This window comes from Actinokineospora guangxiensis (genome assembly GCF_042657845.1).
GTDB classification, from domain to species: Bacteria; Actinomycetota; Actinomycetes; order Mycobacteriales; family Pseudonocardiaceae; genus Actinokineospora; species Actinokineospora guangxiensis.
This window is the reverse complement of sequence record NZ_JBHSKF010000012.1, coordinates 58,470-74,584: the sequence shown is the minus strand read 5'-3', so window position 1 is coordinate 74,584 and position 16,115 is coordinate 58,470. Positions and strand designations below refer to the sequence as shown.

14 protein-coding genes are annotated in these 16,115 nt (G+C 74.9%); 7 read left to right on the top strand and 7 right to left on the bottom strand.

Features of this window, described 5'->3' with window-relative positions:
* Positions 1 to 41: 41 nt before the first annotated feature.
* The gene (locus tag ACFPM7_RS21690; RefSeq protein ID WP_378249525.1) at positions 42 to 374 is read left to right on the top strand and encodes an SGNH/GDSL hydrolase family protein; all 333 of its coding nucleotides are present in this window, start codon (positions 42 to 44) and stop codon (positions 372 to 374) included.
* On the opposite strand, the gene ACFPM7_RS21685 is transcribed toward ACFPM7_RS21690, so the two are convergent.
* Positions 330 to 1,559, bottom strand: a complete 1,230-nt coding sequence (locus tag ACFPM7_RS21685) for an MFS transporter (RefSeq protein WP_378249524.1) — start codon at positions 1,557 to 1,559, stop codon at positions 330 to 332. The two genes, ACFPM7_RS21690 and ACFPM7_RS21685, sit on opposite strands and share 45 nt — an antisense overlap.
* A gap of 128 nt (positions 1,560 to 1,687) precedes the next feature.
* Between ACFPM7_RS21685 and ACFPM7_RS21680 the strand changes: the two genes are divergently transcribed.
* Positions 1,688 to 3,859 (top strand): M20/M25/M40 family metallo-hydrolase, encoded by a 2,172-nt coding sequence (locus ACFPM7_RS21680; protein ID WP_378249523.1) that lies wholly within the window; start codon positions 1,688 to 1,690, stop codon positions 3,857 to 3,859.
* 12 nt (positions 3,860 to 3,871) lie between these two features.
* Here ACFPM7_RS21680 and ACFPM7_RS21675 read toward each other — a convergent pair whose 3' ends face one another.
* The 6 genes from ACFPM7_RS21675 to ACFPM7_RS21650 all read right to left on the bottom strand — a co-directional run bounded on the left by ACFPM7_RS21675 (position 3,872) and on the right by ACFPM7_RS21650 (position 8,220).
* A complete protein-coding gene (locus ACFPM7_RS21675; RefSeq protein WP_378249522.1) occupies positions 3,872 to 4,015 on the bottom strand; it encodes a hypothetical protein in 144 nt (47 codons plus the stop codon).
* A gap of 117 nt (positions 4,016 to 4,132) precedes the next feature.
* Positions 4,133 to 5,080, bottom strand: coding sequence for a pirin family protein (locus ACFPM7_RS21670; protein WP_378249521.1), 948 nt, complete (start codon positions 5,078 to 5,080; stop codon positions 4,133 to 4,135).
* A gap of 19 nt (positions 5,081 to 5,099) precedes the next feature.
* Entirely contained in the window at positions 5,100 to 5,939 is an 840-nt protein-coding gene (locus ACFPM7_RS21665) for an oxygenase MpaB family protein (RefSeq protein ID WP_378249520.1), read from the bottom strand.
* Complete coding sequence (locus ACFPM7_RS21660; RefSeq protein WP_378249519.1) at positions 5,932 to 7,206, bottom strand: MAB_1171c family putative transporter; 1,275 nt, start codon at positions 7,204 to 7,206, stop codon at positions 5,932 to 5,934. Before ACFPM7_RS21660 ends, ACFPM7_RS21665 begins: the two co-directional genes overlap by 8 nt.
* Positions 7,203 to 7,811 carry a hypothetical protein gene (locus ACFPM7_RS21655; RefSeq protein ID WP_378249518.1) on the bottom strand — a complete coding sequence of 203 codons (609 nt, stop codon included), beginning with the start codon at positions 7,809 to 7,811 and terminating at the stop codon, positions 7,203 to 7,205. Before ACFPM7_RS21655 ends, ACFPM7_RS21660 begins: the two co-directional genes overlap by 4 nt.
* Positions 7,804 to 8,220, bottom strand: coding sequence for a helix-turn-helix domain-containing protein (locus ACFPM7_RS21650; RefSeq protein WP_378249517.1), 417 nt, complete (start codon positions 8,218 to 8,220; stop codon positions 7,804 to 7,806). Before ACFPM7_RS21650 ends, ACFPM7_RS21655 begins: the two co-directional genes overlap by 8 nt.
* 168 nt (positions 8,221 to 8,388) lie before the next feature.
* Here ACFPM7_RS21650 and ACFPM7_RS21645 point away from each other — a divergent pair, with 168 nt between their 5' ends.
* From ACFPM7_RS21645 to ACFPM7_RS21625, 5 genes are all read left to right on the top strand, one after another.
* On the top strand, positions 8,389 to 9,588 hold the full coding sequence (locus tag ACFPM7_RS21645) for an MFS transporter (RefSeq protein WP_378249515.1): 1,200 nt from the start codon (positions 8,389 to 8,391) through the stop codon (positions 9,586 to 9,588).
* A gap of 116 nt (positions 9,589 to 9,704) precedes the next feature.
* A complete protein-coding gene (locus tag ACFPM7_RS21640; RefSeq protein WP_378249514.1) occupies positions 9,705 to 11,078 on the top strand; it encodes a GGDEF domain-containing protein in 1,374 nt (457 codons plus the stop codon).
* Between the two features lie 41 nt (positions 11,079 to 11,119).
* Positions 11,120 to 11,488 (top strand): hypothetical protein, encoded by a 369-nt coding sequence (locus tag ACFPM7_RS21635; protein WP_378249513.1) that lies wholly within the window; start codon positions 11,120 to 11,122, stop codon positions 11,486 to 11,488.
* Between the two features lie 78 nt (positions 11,489 to 11,566).
* Positions 11,567 to 13,759 carry a protein translocase subunit SecD gene (gene secD, locus ACFPM7_RS21630; RefSeq protein ID WP_378249512.1) on the top strand — a complete coding sequence of 731 codons (2,193 nt, stop codon included), beginning with the start codon at positions 11,567 to 11,569 and terminating at the stop codon, positions 13,757 to 13,759.
* Between the two features lie 69 nt (positions 13,760 to 13,828).
* Positions 13,829 to 16,114 carry a serine/threonine-protein kinase gene (locus ACFPM7_RS21625; protein ID WP_378249511.1) on the top strand — a complete coding sequence of 762 codons (2,286 nt, stop codon included), beginning with the start codon at positions 13,829 to 13,831 and terminating at the stop codon, positions 16,112 to 16,114.
* The last annotated feature ends 1 nt before the right edge of the window (position 16,115 follow it).

Here is a 16,115-nt window from a genome sequence, read left to right as displayed (position 1 = left end):
CGACCACGACGCACCACTGGTGCTTCCCCAGCGGTGTCGAGGTGCCCGCGGCGGGCACCGCCGCGCTGGTGGTCGTCGGCGACTCGCTGACCGACGGCCGCGGCTCCACCACCGCCGAGCCGACGGAGCCTGCCCAGCACCAGGTGGCCGACGACCTCGTCGCCGCCTACAGGCAGATGGCCATCCGGGCCCAAGCGCACGGCGTCGGCGGCTACGGGGCGACGCTGACGCCTTTCGGCGGCCACGGGTACGACGACCCGGCGGGGCACCGGGAGGCGGCCCGACAGCAGGTCAACGGCTGGATCAGGGACAGCGGCGCCTCCGACGCCCTAGCCGACGCCGTCCCCCTGCGCCTGCTCACCGACGCGCCGTAGCGCCCGGGGAAGGGTGACCGCGACCAGGACGGTGGCGACGACGCCGCCCGCGCCCGCGATGACGAACGTCGTCGGCGCGTCGGTCGCGCTCAGCAGCACCCCGCCGCCGACATAGGACAGCGCCGCGGCCACCCCGATCGCCCCGTAGAGGGTGCCGAACACCCGCGCCAGCATCCCGGCGGGCACGACCCGCTGCACCAGCGTGTTCGCCGCGACGTCCATCGCCGCGATGCCCAGCCCGCGCACCGCCTGCACCGCGAACGCGGCCGCGACCGCCCACGCGAAGCCGGTCAGCAGGTTGCCCGCGCTGCTCACCAGGAACCCGCCGACCAGCAGCGCCGCCATCGACCGCCCCGCCGAGAACCGGGTCAGCAGCGCGTAGCCGACGAGCAGCCCGATGCCGACCGCCCCCAGCAGCAGCCCGACCGCGGAGTCGCCCGCGCCCAGGGTGTCCTTGGCCAGCAGCACCAGGGCGACGTCATCGATGCCGTTGAACGCGACCACCGCGCAGAAGCCGAGCACCAGTACCCGCAGCGCCGGGACCCGCAGCACGTGCCCGAGCCCGGCCCGCGCCGAGGCCACCAGCGACCCGGGCTCGCGGGGGCCGGGCGGCAGCGCGGGCAGCCGCAGCAGCACCAGCGCGGAGACCAGGAACGTCGCCGCGTCGACCAGCAGCACCCCGCGGATGCCCGCCACCGGCAGCAGCGCGGCCGCCAGCAGCGGCCCGAACGCCTCGGCCGCGTTCGCCCCGAACCCGACCAGCGAGTTCGCCTTCTCCAGCTCCCGCCCGTCGACGATGCCGGGCACCGCTGCCCGCGAGGCGGGCTGGAACACCTGCCCCGCCACCGCCCGCACCGCGACCAGGGCCAGCAGCACCGGCAGCGGCGGCAGGGCGAGCGCGATGACCAGGACGACCGCGCCCTGCACGACCTCGGCGGCGACCATCACCCGCTTCAGGTCGAACCGGTCGCCGATCGCCCCCGTCAGCGGCCCCAGCAGCGCGGGCGCGAAGTCCCCGACCAGCAGGAGCAGCGCCACCGCCAGCCCCTCGCCGGTGGTGTCGGCGACGAACAGCATCAGCGCGACGAGGCCCATCGAATCCCCGGCGTAGGACACCACGCGCGCGGCGAACAGCGCCCGCAGCGCGCCGTCGCGGCGCAGCAGCGCCCGCGAACCCCCACCCATATCGGCCCCCAACCCGTTCAGCGCGACCGTAGCGGCAGCCGCGCGGAGGGCCAACCGGGATTCGCCGTGCCGCGTTCGTGACCACCGCCCACCGTGACAGCGGTGCACCCGGCCGACATGATCTGCGGATGCGCAACGGTGTGGTGGCCCTCGTCCTGCTCGCGGTGATGGGGGTGGTGGGGACGCTCGCCGTGCTCGCCTTCCAGCCGCCGAGCCCGGTGGCCGACGCGCCGCCCGAGCGGTTCTCGGCGGGGCGGGCCGAGGCGCACCTGGCGCAGATCGCGCAGCGCCCGCACCCGATCGGCACCGCCGACAACGAGCGCGTGCGCGGCTACATCGCCGACACCGCGCGCTCGCTCGGCGCGGACGTCACCGAGGAGACCGACCAGGTCGTCGTCCAGCGGCGCGGCGTGACCAGGGTGGCGACCGTGCACAACGTGATCGCCGAGGTCCGGGGCACCGCGCCGGGGGCCAAGGCGCTGCTGCTGCTCTCCCACCACGACTCCGTGCCCACCGGCCCCGGCGCCGCCGACGACGGGGCGGCCGTCGCGGCGATGCTGGAGACGCTGCGCGCCCTGCGCACCACACCGGTGCCCAACACGGTCCGCTTCGTCTTCACCGACGGCGAGGAGGTCGGCCTGCTCGGTGCGGAGGCCTACGTGCGCCGCCACGGCGTGGCCGACCTCGGCGCGGTGCTCAACTTCGAGGCCCGCGGCGGCGGCGGTCCGGTGTGGATGTTCCAGACCGGACCGGGCAGCTCCGGGCTGATCGACGCCTTCGGCGAGGCCAGCAGCAGGCCGATCGCGAACTCGCTGGCCGTCGAGGTCTACCAGCGCATGCCCAACAGCACCGACTTCACCGTCTTCATCGAAGCAGGCGCCCCGGGCCTCAACAGCGCCTTCATCGAGCGCGTGCACCACTACCACGCGCCCACCGACGACCTGGTGCACCTGGACCGCGGCAGCGTCCAGCACCACGGCGAGACCATGCTCGGCCTCGTCCGCGCGCTCGGCGACGCGGACTTCGAGCCCGGCGGCGCGTCCGTCTACTTCGACCTGTTCTCCCGCGTCCTGGTGCACTACCCGGCCTGGCTGGCCTACGCCCTGGCCGGTCTGACCGTCGCCGGACTCGCCGCCGCGCTGGTGCGGGTGCGCCCGAGCGCGACGGGGACGGCCGCGGTCGCGGCGGCCTCGGTGGGCGCGCTGCTCGCCGCGGGCGCGCTGTCGCTCGGCGTGTGGTGGGTGGTGTCCTCGACGCGGGGCGAACTGGCGTTCCTGCCGCTGTCGGAGCCCTACAACCGCGGGTGGTTCGTCGCGGGGTTCGCCGTGCTCGGGCTGGCGGTCCTCGCCGCGGCCGTGCGCCTGGTGCGCGGGCGGAGCCGGGCCGAGCTGGTCGCCGGGCCGCTGGTGTTCACCGCCGTGCTGCTCGTGGTCACGGTGGTCGCGGTCCCGGGGGCGAGCTTCCTGTTCCAGTGGCCGCTGCTGGCGGCGCTGCCCGCGCTGTGGTGGGCGGGCAGCGAGCGGGCCGGGCTGTGGCTGGCCGGTGCGGGCCCGCTGGTCGCCGCGGCGGTCTACCCGCCGCTGGTCGGGACGCTGCTGGTCGCGCTGGGCATGCCGCTGGTGGCCGTCGGCGTGGTGTTCGCGCTGCTGGCCGGGGTGCTGCTGGTGCCGGTGCTCGCCGAGGTCCCCCGACCCGCGGCGGCCGTGCTCGTGCCGCTGGTCGCCGCCGTCGCGCTGCTGGCCTCCGGCGTCGCCGGGGTCGGCTTCGACCGGGAGTCCCCGCGCCCGGACTCGCTGGTCTACCTCGTCGACGACGCGGGCGCGCACTGGCTCACGCCCGACCCGTCGACCGGCCCGTGGACGGCGAAGGTGCTCGGACCGGACCCGGAGCGGGTCGACCTGTCCGAGCGCTTCCCCGTCCTGGACGAGCCGGTGCTGCGCGCGCCCGCGCCCCGCCACGACCTGCCGAAGCCGACCGCCGAGGTGCTGGAGCGCACCGCAGGCGAGGTGCGGCTGCGGGTCGCGCCGTCGCCGTCGGCCTGGCGCACGCAGGTCGCGCTGCCCGGCGGGTGCCGGGTGGGGGAGGAGCCGGTCGGGACCATCACCGAGGTCTACGGCGGTCCCGCCGAGTTCACCTGTGCCGTCACCGGAGCACTGCGGGTCGAGCTGACCGACCACTGGATCGGCCTGCCCGAGCCCGCTGCGGCGATCGCCGGGCCCCGGCCGGACGACTCGACGCTCGTGCCGTCCGGGACCCGGCTCTACGACTCCGCGCTCGTCGGCACGGTCGTCACACTCTGACCGATGCCCCGCTCAGAGCCGGGTGAGCGTGAACTGCCGGTTCTGGCCGCCGGTGCACGGGTACGTCGTCTGGCTGCCCTGGATCGGCAGCACGTAGGCGGGCTGGGAGCCGAACGTGGCCGAGTCGGCCGCGGTGCGCATCGCGGACAGGCGCATCCGGTGTCCTGGGCAGGCCGAGCCGGGCGCCGATGCCCCGGGCCGACCGCTCGGCGCGGCGGGCCACCACCGTCGCCGCCGACCACAAGTCGCGGCGACCCGATTCCGGGAGTGCTCTCAGCCTCTTCTGCCGCGCGGGAGCAGCGGGGTGGCGGGCAGCCGCGGAGCGGGCAGCGGGTCACCGTCGTAGCCGGGGACGGGTCCGAAGTCGCCGCGCTCCCAGGCGCGCACCGATTCCACGACCTCCTCGCCGGAGCGCGCCACGAAGTTCCACCACATGACGATCTTCTCCGCGAACGGGACGCCGCCGAGCAGCAGCGCCCGGCCGGACCCGGACAGCGCCAGTTCGCGCCTGCCGCAGCCGAGGTAGACCAGCGAGCCGGGCGGCACGGCTGTCCCGCCGACCGACACGCGCCCGTCCACCACCGCCACCGCGTACTCGAAGTCGCGCTCGACCGGCACCGTGCCCGGACCGGACACCCGCAGGTCCACCCCCACCATCGGCGAGTGCACGACACCGGGGGAGCGCTGGCCCTCCACCTCGCCGAGCAGCACCGTCCCGGCCACCCCGCCGGAGGTCCACGCGGGCAGCTCGGCGTGGAACTCCCACGACGGGTCGCGGTGGCGCTGGCCCTCCGGCAGGGCCACCCACAGCTGGGTGCCGTGCAGCCCGCTCGGGTGCACGGGCGGGGACTGCTCGGAGTGCGCGATCGCCGAGCCCGCCGTCATCAGGCCCAGGGTGCCCGGCCGCAGCAGCTGCGCGCTGCCGAGGCTGTCGCGGTGGAAGATCTCGCCTTCGAGAAGCCAGCTGACCGTCTGCAGCCCGGTGTGCGGGTGCGGCGGGACCTGCATGCCGTCGGATGTCGCGATGTCGTCGGGCCCGTAGTGGTCGAGGAAGCACCACGCGCCGACCATCCGCCTGCCCATGGTCGGCAGCAGTCTGCGCACCGAGGCGTCCCCGAGCGTGGTGACCCGGGGTGGCAGCACGTCGAAGGCCGGTGCGGAGAGGACATCGCCGCTGCCGCCGCACAGGGTGACCGGCGGCCGCACATCAAGGTTGCTCACGCAACCACATTACGTGGTGTCACGGCGGCCCGAGACGGTCAAGCGTGTATCCCTCGGGGTAACCCGGAGTGACGCCGTCCGGGGTGAACGCCGAGTTCTGCCGGGCATCGGACAGTCGGATCACCCGACCGCGCAGTCGGAACGCCGCCCTGATCGCCCAGCGCACCGGCGCGGGCGGCCCGGTGACCCCGAGGACCCGCCGCAGGGTGTCGTCGAGCAGCGCGTTGCCCATGGTCACGCCCAGGAAGCCCAATCGCGGCGGGAACCGGTTCACGAACAGTTGGTGCGAGGCCGCCAGCAGCGCCTTGCCGTGCGGGGTCGGCCTCAGGTGCTCGCGCTCGTAGGCGTCGAACCACGCCGCGAACTCGGCGTAGCTCCCCGGAACGCCCGTGATGCCCATGCGCTCGCCCAGCTCGCGGTAGAAGCGGTAGGCGGCGGTGTACTCCTGCGGCAGCGGCTTGCGGTAGCCGTAGACCTCCAGCCACCGCATCGGCGGCACGAGGAACACGCCCAGCACGTAGCGGAACTCGTCCTGGCCGATGTCCCACTTGCGGTGCATGGCGTTCATCGCCCGCAGGATGCGCCTCGACCGCTCGTGCTCGAACCCGTGCTCGACGATCTCGAACACCATCAGCCCGGTGTCCTCGCCGCGCTTGACCGGCCGCGCCGCGATCTCGCCGCTGGCGGCCAGCGTCGCGCTGATCGAGGGGATGGCGTAGGTGCGGTAGAAGCTCATCTGCAGCGCGAGCGCCACGTCGAAGGGGAACTCGTACAGCGTGGTCAGCCGGTAGACGCGCTGGTAGTCGACCTCGGGGTCGAGCCGGGATATCTCGGTGACATGGCGGTCGCGGTCACGCATCGGCTGTCCTCGGCAGGGTCTCTTCCAGGTATTCCGCCAGCACGGCGCCGGGAATCGGGCTGCGCCGGTGCGCGCGGGCGACCCGGCGCCACCAGTCGACCTCGTCGGCGAGGTCGCCGCCGCCGAACCCGGGGCCCGCGCCGATCACCTCGGCTTTCGGGCAGGCGCTGCGGCGGCGCAGGCCCACCTCCACGGTCGCCGCGGTGATCACCGCGGCCAGGTCGTCGCCTGCCAGACCGGCCCGCTCGCCCAACTCCTTGGCGCGCAGGGCGACCGGGTCCTCCGGCGGAACGAGCGAGCGGATGTGCCGAGCCCCGTCCCAGGTCTCCACGACCGCGCGGCGCAGCCGGAAGGCGGCGTTGTCCAGCAGCAGCCAGTCCGGCACCACCCGCCCCGGCGGGATCAGCCCGATCTCCGGCATCACCGTGCGGAAGCGGTGCCACAGCGGGTAGAGCGCCCGCCGGGCCCGGTAGTGGCCCCACCACATCCGCACCGGCCCGCGCGGTCGGCGGCCCAGGTGCGCGCCCGATGCGGCGAGCACCACCCCCGAGGCCGACAGCGCCGTCGCCGCAGGCATCAGCCAGCCCTCCACCGACGACACCGTCCACCCCGGCTCCCAGCCCGCCACCGTCGCCAGCTGGTAGAGCAGCTTGTGCAGGCAGTAGGCGAACCCGAACAGCGTGCCCGCCGAGACCAGCGCCAGACCCGCGCTGAGCCACGGGATGTGCCGCGCCTTGCGCGCCCAGCGCGCCGACTGCCGCGAGATGACCACGATCGCGGTCCCGAGGTACACGCTGAAGACGAGGAACGCCCCCGCCCCCGCCGCCGTCGGCGACCCGCCGGAGTCGTTGAGCCCGCCCGGCCCGTGCACGAAGTCGCGGGCGCCGGGATCGAGCGCGAACAGCCCGCACATCAGCGCCGAGGCCGCGATCGCGACCCCGCCGAGGGCGTTGACCCGGCGGCGGAATCCCGGCCCCTCGGTCCTCGTGTCCTTGGTGGAGTGCAGGAAGAACACCACGACCAGGTGCGCGGCCAGCACCGCGAGGACGTGCTGCACGGGCCACGCGGCGTTGAACCCCGCCGCGTCGTTCAGCGCCAGGTACACCGGCGGCAGCTGGATGGCGACGGCGGTCGCCAGCGCGACGCAGCTGACGGTGAGGGCGCGCATCGCCGGGTCGGTCCAGTCGCGCAGGAAGTGTCGCAGCTTGACCGCCGTGGCCGCGATCCCGACAGCGGCCGCCACCACCAGCAGAACCGCCGAGGTCACCGGTCCCGCCCCGGCTCGGCGCCGAGCACCTGCGCGAGGCGGTCGACGACGCGCTCGTCGGCGGGCGCCAGCCGCGCCGTCGGCCGGATCAGCGCGTGCCCGTCCACCCCGCGCCGCCGCCACAGCAGCGAGGCGAACATCTCGGCCTCGATCTCCTGGCGGTCGGTGTAGCCGCGCCTGCCCAGCGCCGTGGACAGCATGCGCCGCACCATGTCCGGGTCGAGGTCGGGCAGCAGGCTGCTCAGCAGGTCGAGGTCGTCCTCGCCGGCCGGCTGCCCGCCCGCGCTGTGCCCCAGGACCAGGTGGCCCAGCTCGTGCATGATCGCGTTCTCGCGGAAGGACGGCGAGGTTCCGTCGTCGTAGAAGAGGTAGTCCGAGTTCGGCAGGGCGACCAGGAGCCCGGTCATCGGCACCGGACGGCCGCCGAGCAGCGGTCCCATGGCCAGCAGCGCGATGGGCCGCCCGCGCAGCTCGGCGAGGCGGGCGCAGAAGTCGGCGATGTCGAAGGGCGTGCCCGGCTCGGCCGGGATGCCCGCGACGACGGCGTCGACGGCGTCGGACACGCGGCGGCGCGCGCGGCGCAGCGACGGGGCGCGCTCACCCATCGCGCTCCTCGCGGGCCCGCTCCAGCTCGATCACCGCGTCCAGCATCTTGGTCACCGCGGCCAGTCCCTCGGCCGACACCAGCGACGCGCGCTGCGCGATCCCCATGACGCCGTTGGCCACCATGCGGTCGAGGACGGCCAGCTGGTCGTCGACCCGCCGGGCCAGACCGGGGTCGTCGTCCACGTACAGGTAGCCGCACGGCACGCCGAAGAACCCCTCCAGGCTGCGCAGCAGGTTGATGCTCGGGTTGTCGCGCTGGCCCGACCGCAGGTACCCGATCATCACCGGGGTGCAGCCGACGGCCGCGGCGACCTCCTTGTTGGTGTACTGGCGCTCCGCGTCCGGGCGGATCGAGGTGAACAGGGTGTTCAGCTTCGCCGCCAGCGTCGGTCCGCCGGGCTCGGTCACGCTTGGTCCACTCTCCCGCTCACGCTCGGTGCCGGAACCTTGATCTGATCGGGTGGAACGCCACCGGCGACCGGATCGTGCCGCCAAACTGTCATAGCCTCTGCCAGGAAGATATCCGCCATATCAGTTAATCGCCGAAGTGCGCGGGTCTCGACGGGTCTGGGGGAGGTGGGCAGGACGTCCGGTCCGGGTGCGGTCCTGCGGGCGCTGGCCGTCGGCGAAGGCGTCTCCACCTTCGGCGACCAGCTGGCCAGGGTCGCCGTCGCCATCCTCGTCTACCAGGCGACCGGGTCGGCGACGGCCGCCGCGCTCACCTACGCCGCCACCCTCCTGCCCGACCTGGTCGCAGGCCCGCTGCTGGTGCCGCTGGTCGACCGCCACCCCCGGCGCGCGGTCATGGTGGTCTGCGCGCTCGCCCAAGCCGGGTTCGCCCTCCTGCTCGCCCTGCCCACCCCGCCGGTCGCGGTCGTGGTGGGCGCGGTCGCGGGCATCGCCGCGGCGGGCGCGCCGTTCCGCGCGGCCCAGTCGGTCACCGTGCGCGCCGCGCTGCCCGAGGGCTGGCACGGTCGCGGGCAGTCCCGGCTGTCGATGGTGCGCGAGAGCGGCCAGCTGATCGGGCTCGGCGCCGCGGCCGCGGTCATCGGCCTCGTCGGACCCACCACGGCGCTGCTGGTCAACGCCGCGTCGTTCGTCTTCGTCGCCGTGGTCGTCCTGCGCTACGTCCCCGCGCTGCCCGCACCCGCCCCCGGTCCCGGCGGACCGGTGCCCGGCACCGGATTCCGGCTGCTGTGGACGGACCGGAGGCTGCGCGTGCTCAACGGTCTGGTGCTCATCGGCACGCTGGCGATCCTGCCCGACGCGGTCATGGTCCCGCTGGTGGCGGAGATGGGCGCTCCGCAATGGGTCGTCGGCCCGCTGCTCGCCGCCGACGTCGTCGGCTTCCTCATCGCCGCGGCCGTGCTGGACCGGCGCGGCGACACGGCGGGCCAGTCGCTGATCGGTCCGCTGGTCGTGCTCAGCGTCCTGCCGCTCGCGCTCTTCGCCGTCGACCCGGGACCGGTGACGGCGGCCGTGCTGCTCGTGCTCTCCGGTGTCGGCGCCGCGCACATCCCCGCCGTGCGCGCCGCCGTGCTCGCGCTCGTCCCCGACGAGGTGGGCGGGCGCACCGTCGGCTGGGTCAGGACCGGGCTGCGGGCCGGACAGGGGCTCGGCGTGGTCGCGGGCGGCCTGCTCGCCGACGCGCTCGGCTCGTCGGGCGCGATCGCCGCGGTGGGGTTCGTCGGCACGGCCGCCGCGCTCGTGGGCGCGGCGGCCTGGCACCGCAGCAGGCCCGATCAGGGCCGCTGCCGCCTGGGGGTGTCGGCGTGACCGACCGGATCACATATCGCGGTCGCCGAGCATGGCAGCCCCTCCCTTCGCGGCGAGCCCGCCGCTCCCGTCCCGCCGGGAGCGCTCGCGGCTCGACCATGGCCAGACTGGCACGGGTGATCACCTCGGCGAAATCCGCCCTGCTGCCCTCCCGCTGGGCGCTGTGGTCCCTCGGGACGCCCGCTGTGCTGGCGATTCTGGCCATCGATCTCGCCGCGCTCGCCGCCACCGTTGCGGGATCGTTGCTCTCTCCTGGTCCATCCGGCCGCGACTGGGCGTTGCTGTCGCTGTTCACCGGCTGCGCCTTGGTGCACGTGGCGCTGACCCGTTTGGCCGAAGAGCGGCGGCGGGGGCGCAGGCTCCAGCGCGGGGCGGTCGAGTTCGTGGACCAGTCGAGCATCTGGTTCTGCGGGGCCGCCCTGGTGCTGCCGGTCGTGCTCGTCGTCCCGCTGGTGGTGCTTGTCCGCGCCGCCCGCTACCGCATCGCCCGCAAGCCGCCCGCGCTGTGGATCGCGACCTCCTGCACGGTCCTGCTGTCGGTGCACGGCGTCGCGCTCGTCCGCCACGCCATGGGCGGGTTCCTCGACGACCCGGCGGCGGCCTACCCCGCCGAGGGCTTCCACACCGCCGCCGTGCTGCTGGCCTCGATCGCGGTGTACTTCGCCGCCCAGGCGGTCCCGATCGCGGTCTACCGCGGCGTCCGCTTCCGCGACTGGCGTCCGGTCACCCTGCTCGGCACCGCGGGCGACAACTGGCTCATCGTGCACACGCTGCTGCTCGCCGGGGGCGCGGCCATCGTCGCCGCGGTCGCCCCCGCCGGGCTGCTCGGCGTGCTCGCCGTCGCCGTCCGGGAGACCCTCAACGTCGGCCGGATCGCCGCCCTGGAGTCCGAGCGCGACCAGCTCGCCTCCGACGCGCTCACCGACTCCCTCACGACGCTGCCCAACCGGCGCGGGTTCGAGCTGGTCGCGGGCACCGCGCTGGAGGTCGACCGCTCCGGCGGGCACCCGACGGCCGTGCTGATGCTCGACATCGACCACTTCAAGGAGTGGAACACCCGCCTCGGCCACTTCGGCGGCGACCAGGTGCTGCGCGCCGTGGCCGAACGCCTGCGCGGCTGCGTGCGCCGCGGCGACATCGTCTCCCGCTGGGGCGGCGAGGAACTCGCCGTCGTCCTCCCGGGGGCCACCGCGCCCGAGGCCGTCGACATCGCCGAGCGCATCAGGGTCGCCGTGCGCGAGCTGGACACCGAGATCAGCACTCCGGCGGGCGGCAAGTCCGTGCGCGTGGGCCGCGGCGGCCTGCCGCCGTGCACGATCTCCATCGGTGTCGCCGTCTCCCCCGAGCACGGACTGACCCTGGCCGACCTCCAAGACGTCGCCGACCAGGCGCTGCGCACGGCCAAATGGGCAGGTCGCGACCGCGTCCGCCTGGCCGAGCGGGTGCAGCTGCCCAGCCAGTCCCGCTATGCCAAGACCGAGCACAGGTGAGGCGGGCGGGGCGGGCTGGACCCGTCGGTAGAGTGACCCGCATGACGTGGGCGGCGGCGTGGCCGCGGCGGGTGGCGGCCTCGGTGCTCGCCGGCCTGCTGCCGCTGCTCGGCGCGCTCACGATCATCGCGGCAGGCCCCGCGTCCGGCGTCGCCGACGAGGTCGTCACCGCAGGCCACCACGTCGACGCCATCGCCCCCGGCCGGGTCGTGCTCGTGCGGCAGGCCGTCGTCGCGCCGCCGCAGCTGGACCGGGTCGACCCACCGCCCGCCGTGCTGGACAGCGGCCCGCCCCGGCGTGCCGAGCTGCCCCAGCCGCCCGCGCCCGCCGCACCGGTCGGCGCCGGGGTGAACGCCGTCCCCGTCGACGTCCCCGACTACCGTGGTCCGCCACCGGGTTCCGCTCCCTGACGCAGCAGAACCCCCTGGAGAGGAACCCAGTACGTGGCGCGCAACCCTGCGCGGCGCGGGACGCTCGGGCGCGCAATCGTGTCCCTTGTCGTCCTCGCCGCCTCCGTCTACCTGCTCATCACCACCGCCCCGAGGCTCGGCCTCGACCTGCGCGGCGGCACCCAGATCACCCTGGAGACCAAGGACTCACCCACCACCGTCGCCGACGCGACGTCCACCGACCGGGCGCTGGAGGTGCTGCGCAAGCGCGTCGACGCCCTCGGCGTGGCCGAACCGCTGATCGCCCGCTCCGGTGAGAACCGGATCATCATCGAGCTGCCCGGCCTGCAGGACCCGCGGGAGGCCGTCGAGGTCATCGGCCGCACCGCGCAGCTCACCTTCCACCAGATCACCCCCGACGGGCGGCAGGTGCCCGACGAGAGCGGCAGCCAGATCCCCATCGGGCCCGCCGCGTTCACCGGCGAGGGCGTGGAGAACGCGACCTCCAGCGCCGACCCGCAGAGCGTCGGCTACCAGGTCAACATCGACTTCAACGGCACCGGCGCCCGGCAGTGGGAGGACCTGACCGGCCAGGCGGCCTGCTCGCCGCCCGGGGACCCCGGCAGGCGCATCGCCATCGTCCTCGACGACAAGGTGATCTCCTCCCCGCAGGTCGACCCGTCGATCCAGTGCGACATCGGCATGATCGGCAACAACACCCGCATCACCGGCCAGTTCGGCCAGGAAGAGGCCCGGGACCTGTCGGTGCTGATTAGCGGCGGCGCGCTGCCCGTGCCGGTGGAGATCATCGAGCAGCGGACCGTCGGTCCCACCCTCGGCGCCGACGCCATCGACGCCAGCGCGAAGGCCGCCGTCATCGGTCTGGCCCTGACCGCGCTGTTCCTCATCGTCGTCTACCGCGTCGCGGGCTTCCTCGCCGTCATCGCGCTGCTGGGCTACGCCGCGGTCTCCTACGGCGCGCTGATCGCCATCGGCGCGACGCTCACCCTGCCCGGCCTCGCCGGGTTCGTCCTCGCCATCGGTATGGCGGTGGACGCCTCGGTCCTTGTGTTCGAGAGGGCGAGGGAGGAACGCGGGGCCACACCCGCCCGCGCCGTTGAACGCGGCTACGCGGGCGCGTGGACGGCCATCATCGACTCCAATGTCACCACCCTGCTGGCCGCGGGCCTGCTGTTCGCGCTGGCCTCCGGGCCGGTTCGCGGCTTCGGCGTGACGCTGAGCATCGGTGTGCTCGCTGCCCTGTTCGCCACGCTCGTCCTCGGCCGCGTGCTGCTCATGCTCGGTCTGCGCGAGCGCATGGGCAAGGCGACCGGCCTGGCCCACCAGGGCCGCGTCCGGCTCTGGGTGAACCGCCAGGACGCGGGCTTCCTGCGCAAGCCCGCCCGCTGGCTGGCGGGCGCGTTCGCCGCCGTCGCGGTCGCCCTCGTCGGCGTCGTGGTCATCGGCCCGTCGCTCGGGCTGGAGTTCACCGGCGGCCGGGTGCTGGAGTACACGACGCCCGGCGCGGTCGACGTCGACCGCGTGCGCGCCGAGGTCGCCGAGGCCGGGTTCCCGCGCGCGGTCGTCCAGGAGTCCGGCGACAACGCGGTCACCGTGCGGACCGAGCCCATCGACCAGGCGGGCGCGGACAAGGTCAGGGCTGCCGTCAGCGAGGCCACGGGCGGCGCGGAGCAGCTGCGCGACGAGCAGATCGGCCCGAGCCTCGGCGACGAGCTGCGCACCAAGGCGCTCATCGCGCTCGGCCTGGCCATCCTCGCCCAGCTGATCTACCTGGCGATCCGGTTCAACTGGCGGCTCGGCGCGGCCACCGTCGTCGCGCTGGTGCAGGACGTCCTCATCGTGATCGGCGTGTTCGCCTGGCTGGGCAAGCCGTTCGACGGTGTGTTCCTGGCCGCGCTGCTCACCGTCATCGGCTACTCGGTCAACGACACGGTGGTGGTGTTCGACCGGGTGCGCGAACTGCGCGGGCAGAACCGCAAGACACCGTTCTCCGACGTCGTCGGCCGCGCGGTCCTGCAAACCCTGCCGCGCACGGTCAACACCGGTATCGGTGTGCTGTTCGTGCTGGGAGCGCTGCTGTTCCTCGGCGACGGGTCGCTGGCGGACTTCGCGCTGGCGCTGCTGCTCGGCCTCATCACTGGCACCGCGTCGACCATCGTCACCGCGGGCCCGGTCGCGATCGTCCTCGACCGCAAGTGGCCGCCGCCGGTCAAGCAGGCGGTCAAGGCCCGTCCGCAGGCGGGCGACCGCACCGACGGCGCGGTCGTCTAGCCGCGTTCCCGGCTCCTCCCGCGGACGGGAGGAGCCGGGAACCAGCCGCGCTCGGTAACCTGGCACGGGATGGCGGAACTCGACTCGGACCTCAGCATCGGCCCGTACCAGGTCGTCGGGCGGCTGGGCGGTGGCGCGATGGGCACGGTGCACCTCGCGCGATCGCCCGGCGGACGGCTGGTCGCGGTCAAAGTGGCGCGCCCGGAACTGGCGGGCGACCCGCGCTTCCGCGAGCGGTTCCGCCGCGAGATCGAGGCGGCCCGCGCCGTCGGCGGGTTCTGGACGGCGGCCGTCGTCGACGCCGACCCGTCGGCCCCGCGCCCGTGGCTGGCCACCGAGTACGTCCCCGGCCCCGACCTGCACGAAGCCGTCCGCGCCTCGGGCGCGCTGCCGCCGGAGTCGGTGCGCGGCCTCGCCGCGGGCCTGGCCGAGGCACTGGCCGCCATCCACGCCGCCGGCGTCGTGCACCGTGACCTGAAGCCGTCGAACGTCCTGCTCGCCGCCGACGGCCCCCGCGTGATCGATTTCGGGATCGCCAAGGCGCTGGAGGGCGCCGGGCTGACCCACACCGGGATGGTCGTCGGCACCCCCGGCTACCTCTCGCCCGAGCAGATCGAGGGCCGCGAGGTCGGCCCCGCCTCCGACGTCTTCGCCTTCGGCGCGGTCCTGGCCTTCGCCGCGTCGGGCCGCAACCCCTTCGGCGAGGGCGACACCGCCGCCCTGCTCTACCGCGCCGTCCACACCCGCCCCGACCTGCGCGACGTCCCGCCGGACTTGCGCGAGCTGGTCACCCGCTGCCTGGAGTACAAGGCCCGCGCCCGCCCGACGGCCCTGGAACTGGTCGCCGAGCTGGGCGGCACGACGCGCGCCGAGTGGCTGCCCTCGGCGGTGAGGACGATGGTGGAGCAGCGCCAGACCGAGGTCGTCGCGGCCCGTCCGCCGACCAGGGTCCTGCCCGCCGACCACCTCAGCGCCAAAGCCCGCTGGTGGCTGGAGCGCGGCGCCCCCGCCCACCCCCCAGCCCACCCCGGCCCCCCGAACCCGTCCGCCCCGCATCCGGCCGCCTCCGATCCCGCCGCCCCGCTCTCTGTCGCCCCGCCCCTTGCCGCCCCGCTCCCTGCCGCCCCACCCGCTGCCGCCGCACCTCATTCCGACGCGTACCCGGCCGCCCCGCACCCCGGCGACGCCCAGCAGTCCGCCCCGCACCCCGCGGGCGCGCCGTCCGCCGCCCACCCGACCCCGCAGCCCTCGCTGCACCCCGACCCCGCGCCCGGCCACCCGTCGCAGGTCCACCCCGCCGCCGCGCCGAAGGTCGGTTTCGCCGAGCGCCTGCGCCGCGCGATGGCCCCGCAACCGGTCGCCGCGCCCAACCAGGCCTACCCGACGCCCGCCCACCAGACGCCTCTCCACCAGACGCCTGCCTACCCGACCTCCGCCCCCGCACAGCCCGCTGCTGCCCAGCAGACTCCGGCCCCTCCAGCCCCTGTCCAGCCCGCTCCGGCCCACCCGGCACCCGCGCAACCTGGCCCCGCCCAGTCCGCTCCCGCGCACGCCGCGTCAGCGCCTGCCGTCCCCGCCCAGGCCAAGGTCCTCGCACTCGCGCCCGGTATCGCGTCCGCCCGCGCCGCGCTCGGCAAGTGGTGGGGCAAGGCGCTCGGCTGGGTCGAGCAGGCACCGCCGCCCCCGCCGCCCGCCCCCGAGCCGAAGCGCGAGCTGGCCGACCGGGTCAGCAAGCTGGTCGAGCAGGCCCGCGAGGCGATGGTGGACTCCGAGCGCCCCAAGGCGGTCAAGAAGTCCAAGAAGTCCAAGACGGCCGAGCCCGCCAAGAAGCCGAACCTGCCCGAGCGCAAGCGGACCGGCAACCAGGCCGTGTTCACCGCCGCGCGCGGCCCGCGCGTCGTCGCGGCCGGGGTGGGTCTCGGCGGCGCGGCGCTGCTGGCCGCGGCGGCTGCCGAGGCCGCTCGCACCGGGCAGCAGGCGATGGCGCTGCTGGTCTTCGCCGTGGCGGTGCTGCTCGCGCTGGTGGCGGTGCAGCGGATCGGGCAGGCGGTCGCGCCGCGGCGCGGGGTGGAGATCACCGCGGCGGGCCTGTCGTGGCGGCGCGGGGCGACGGTGACGACGCTCAAGTGGCCGAGGGTGGCCAGGGTCCGCATCGTCGAGGACAAGGACCGTCCGTGGCTGGTGGTGTGGCCGCGCGACCCGTCGTCGCTGCCCGCCAAGCCCGACCACCACGGTGGCTACCGCGTCTACCCGATCGCCCATGGCAAAGCCGCCAAGGCCCGCGCCCGCGAAATCGGCGAGCTGCGCGCCGCGTTGCAGTGGTACGGCCGTTCGGCCTACGACGACACCAAGTGAT

Excerpts from the sequence above, each read along its gene's own strand:
- ACFPM7_RS21685 (WP_378249524.1), bottom strand. The coding sequence starts at position 1,559 with ATGGGTGGGGGTTCGCGGGCGCTGCTGCGCCGCGACGGCGCGCTGCGG.
- ACFPM7_RS21680 (WP_378249523.1), top strand. The coding sequence starts at position 1,688 with ATGCGCAACGGTGTGGTGGCCCTCGTCCTGCTCGCGGTGATGGGGGTG.
- ACFPM7_RS21675 (WP_378249522.1), bottom strand. The coding sequence starts at position 4,015 with ATGCGCCTGTCCGCGATGCGCACCGCGGCCGACTCGGCCACGTTCGGC.
- ACFPM7_RS21665 (WP_378249520.1), bottom strand. The coding sequence starts at position 5,939 with ATGCGTGACCGCGACCGCCATGTCACCGAGATATCCCGGCTCGACCCC.
- ACFPM7_RS21655 (WP_378249518.1), bottom strand. The coding sequence starts at position 7,811 with ATGGGTGAGCGCGCCCCGTCGCTGCGCCGCGCGCGCCGCCGCGTGTCC.
- ACFPM7_RS21635 (WP_378249513.1), top strand. The coding sequence starts at position 11,120 with ATGACGTGGGCGGCGGCGTGGCCGCGGCGGGTGGCGGCCTCGGTGCTC.
- ACFPM7_RS21625 (WP_378249511.1), top strand. The coding sequence starts at position 13,829 with ATGGCGGAACTCGACTCGGACCTCAGCATCGGCCCGTACCAGGTCGTC.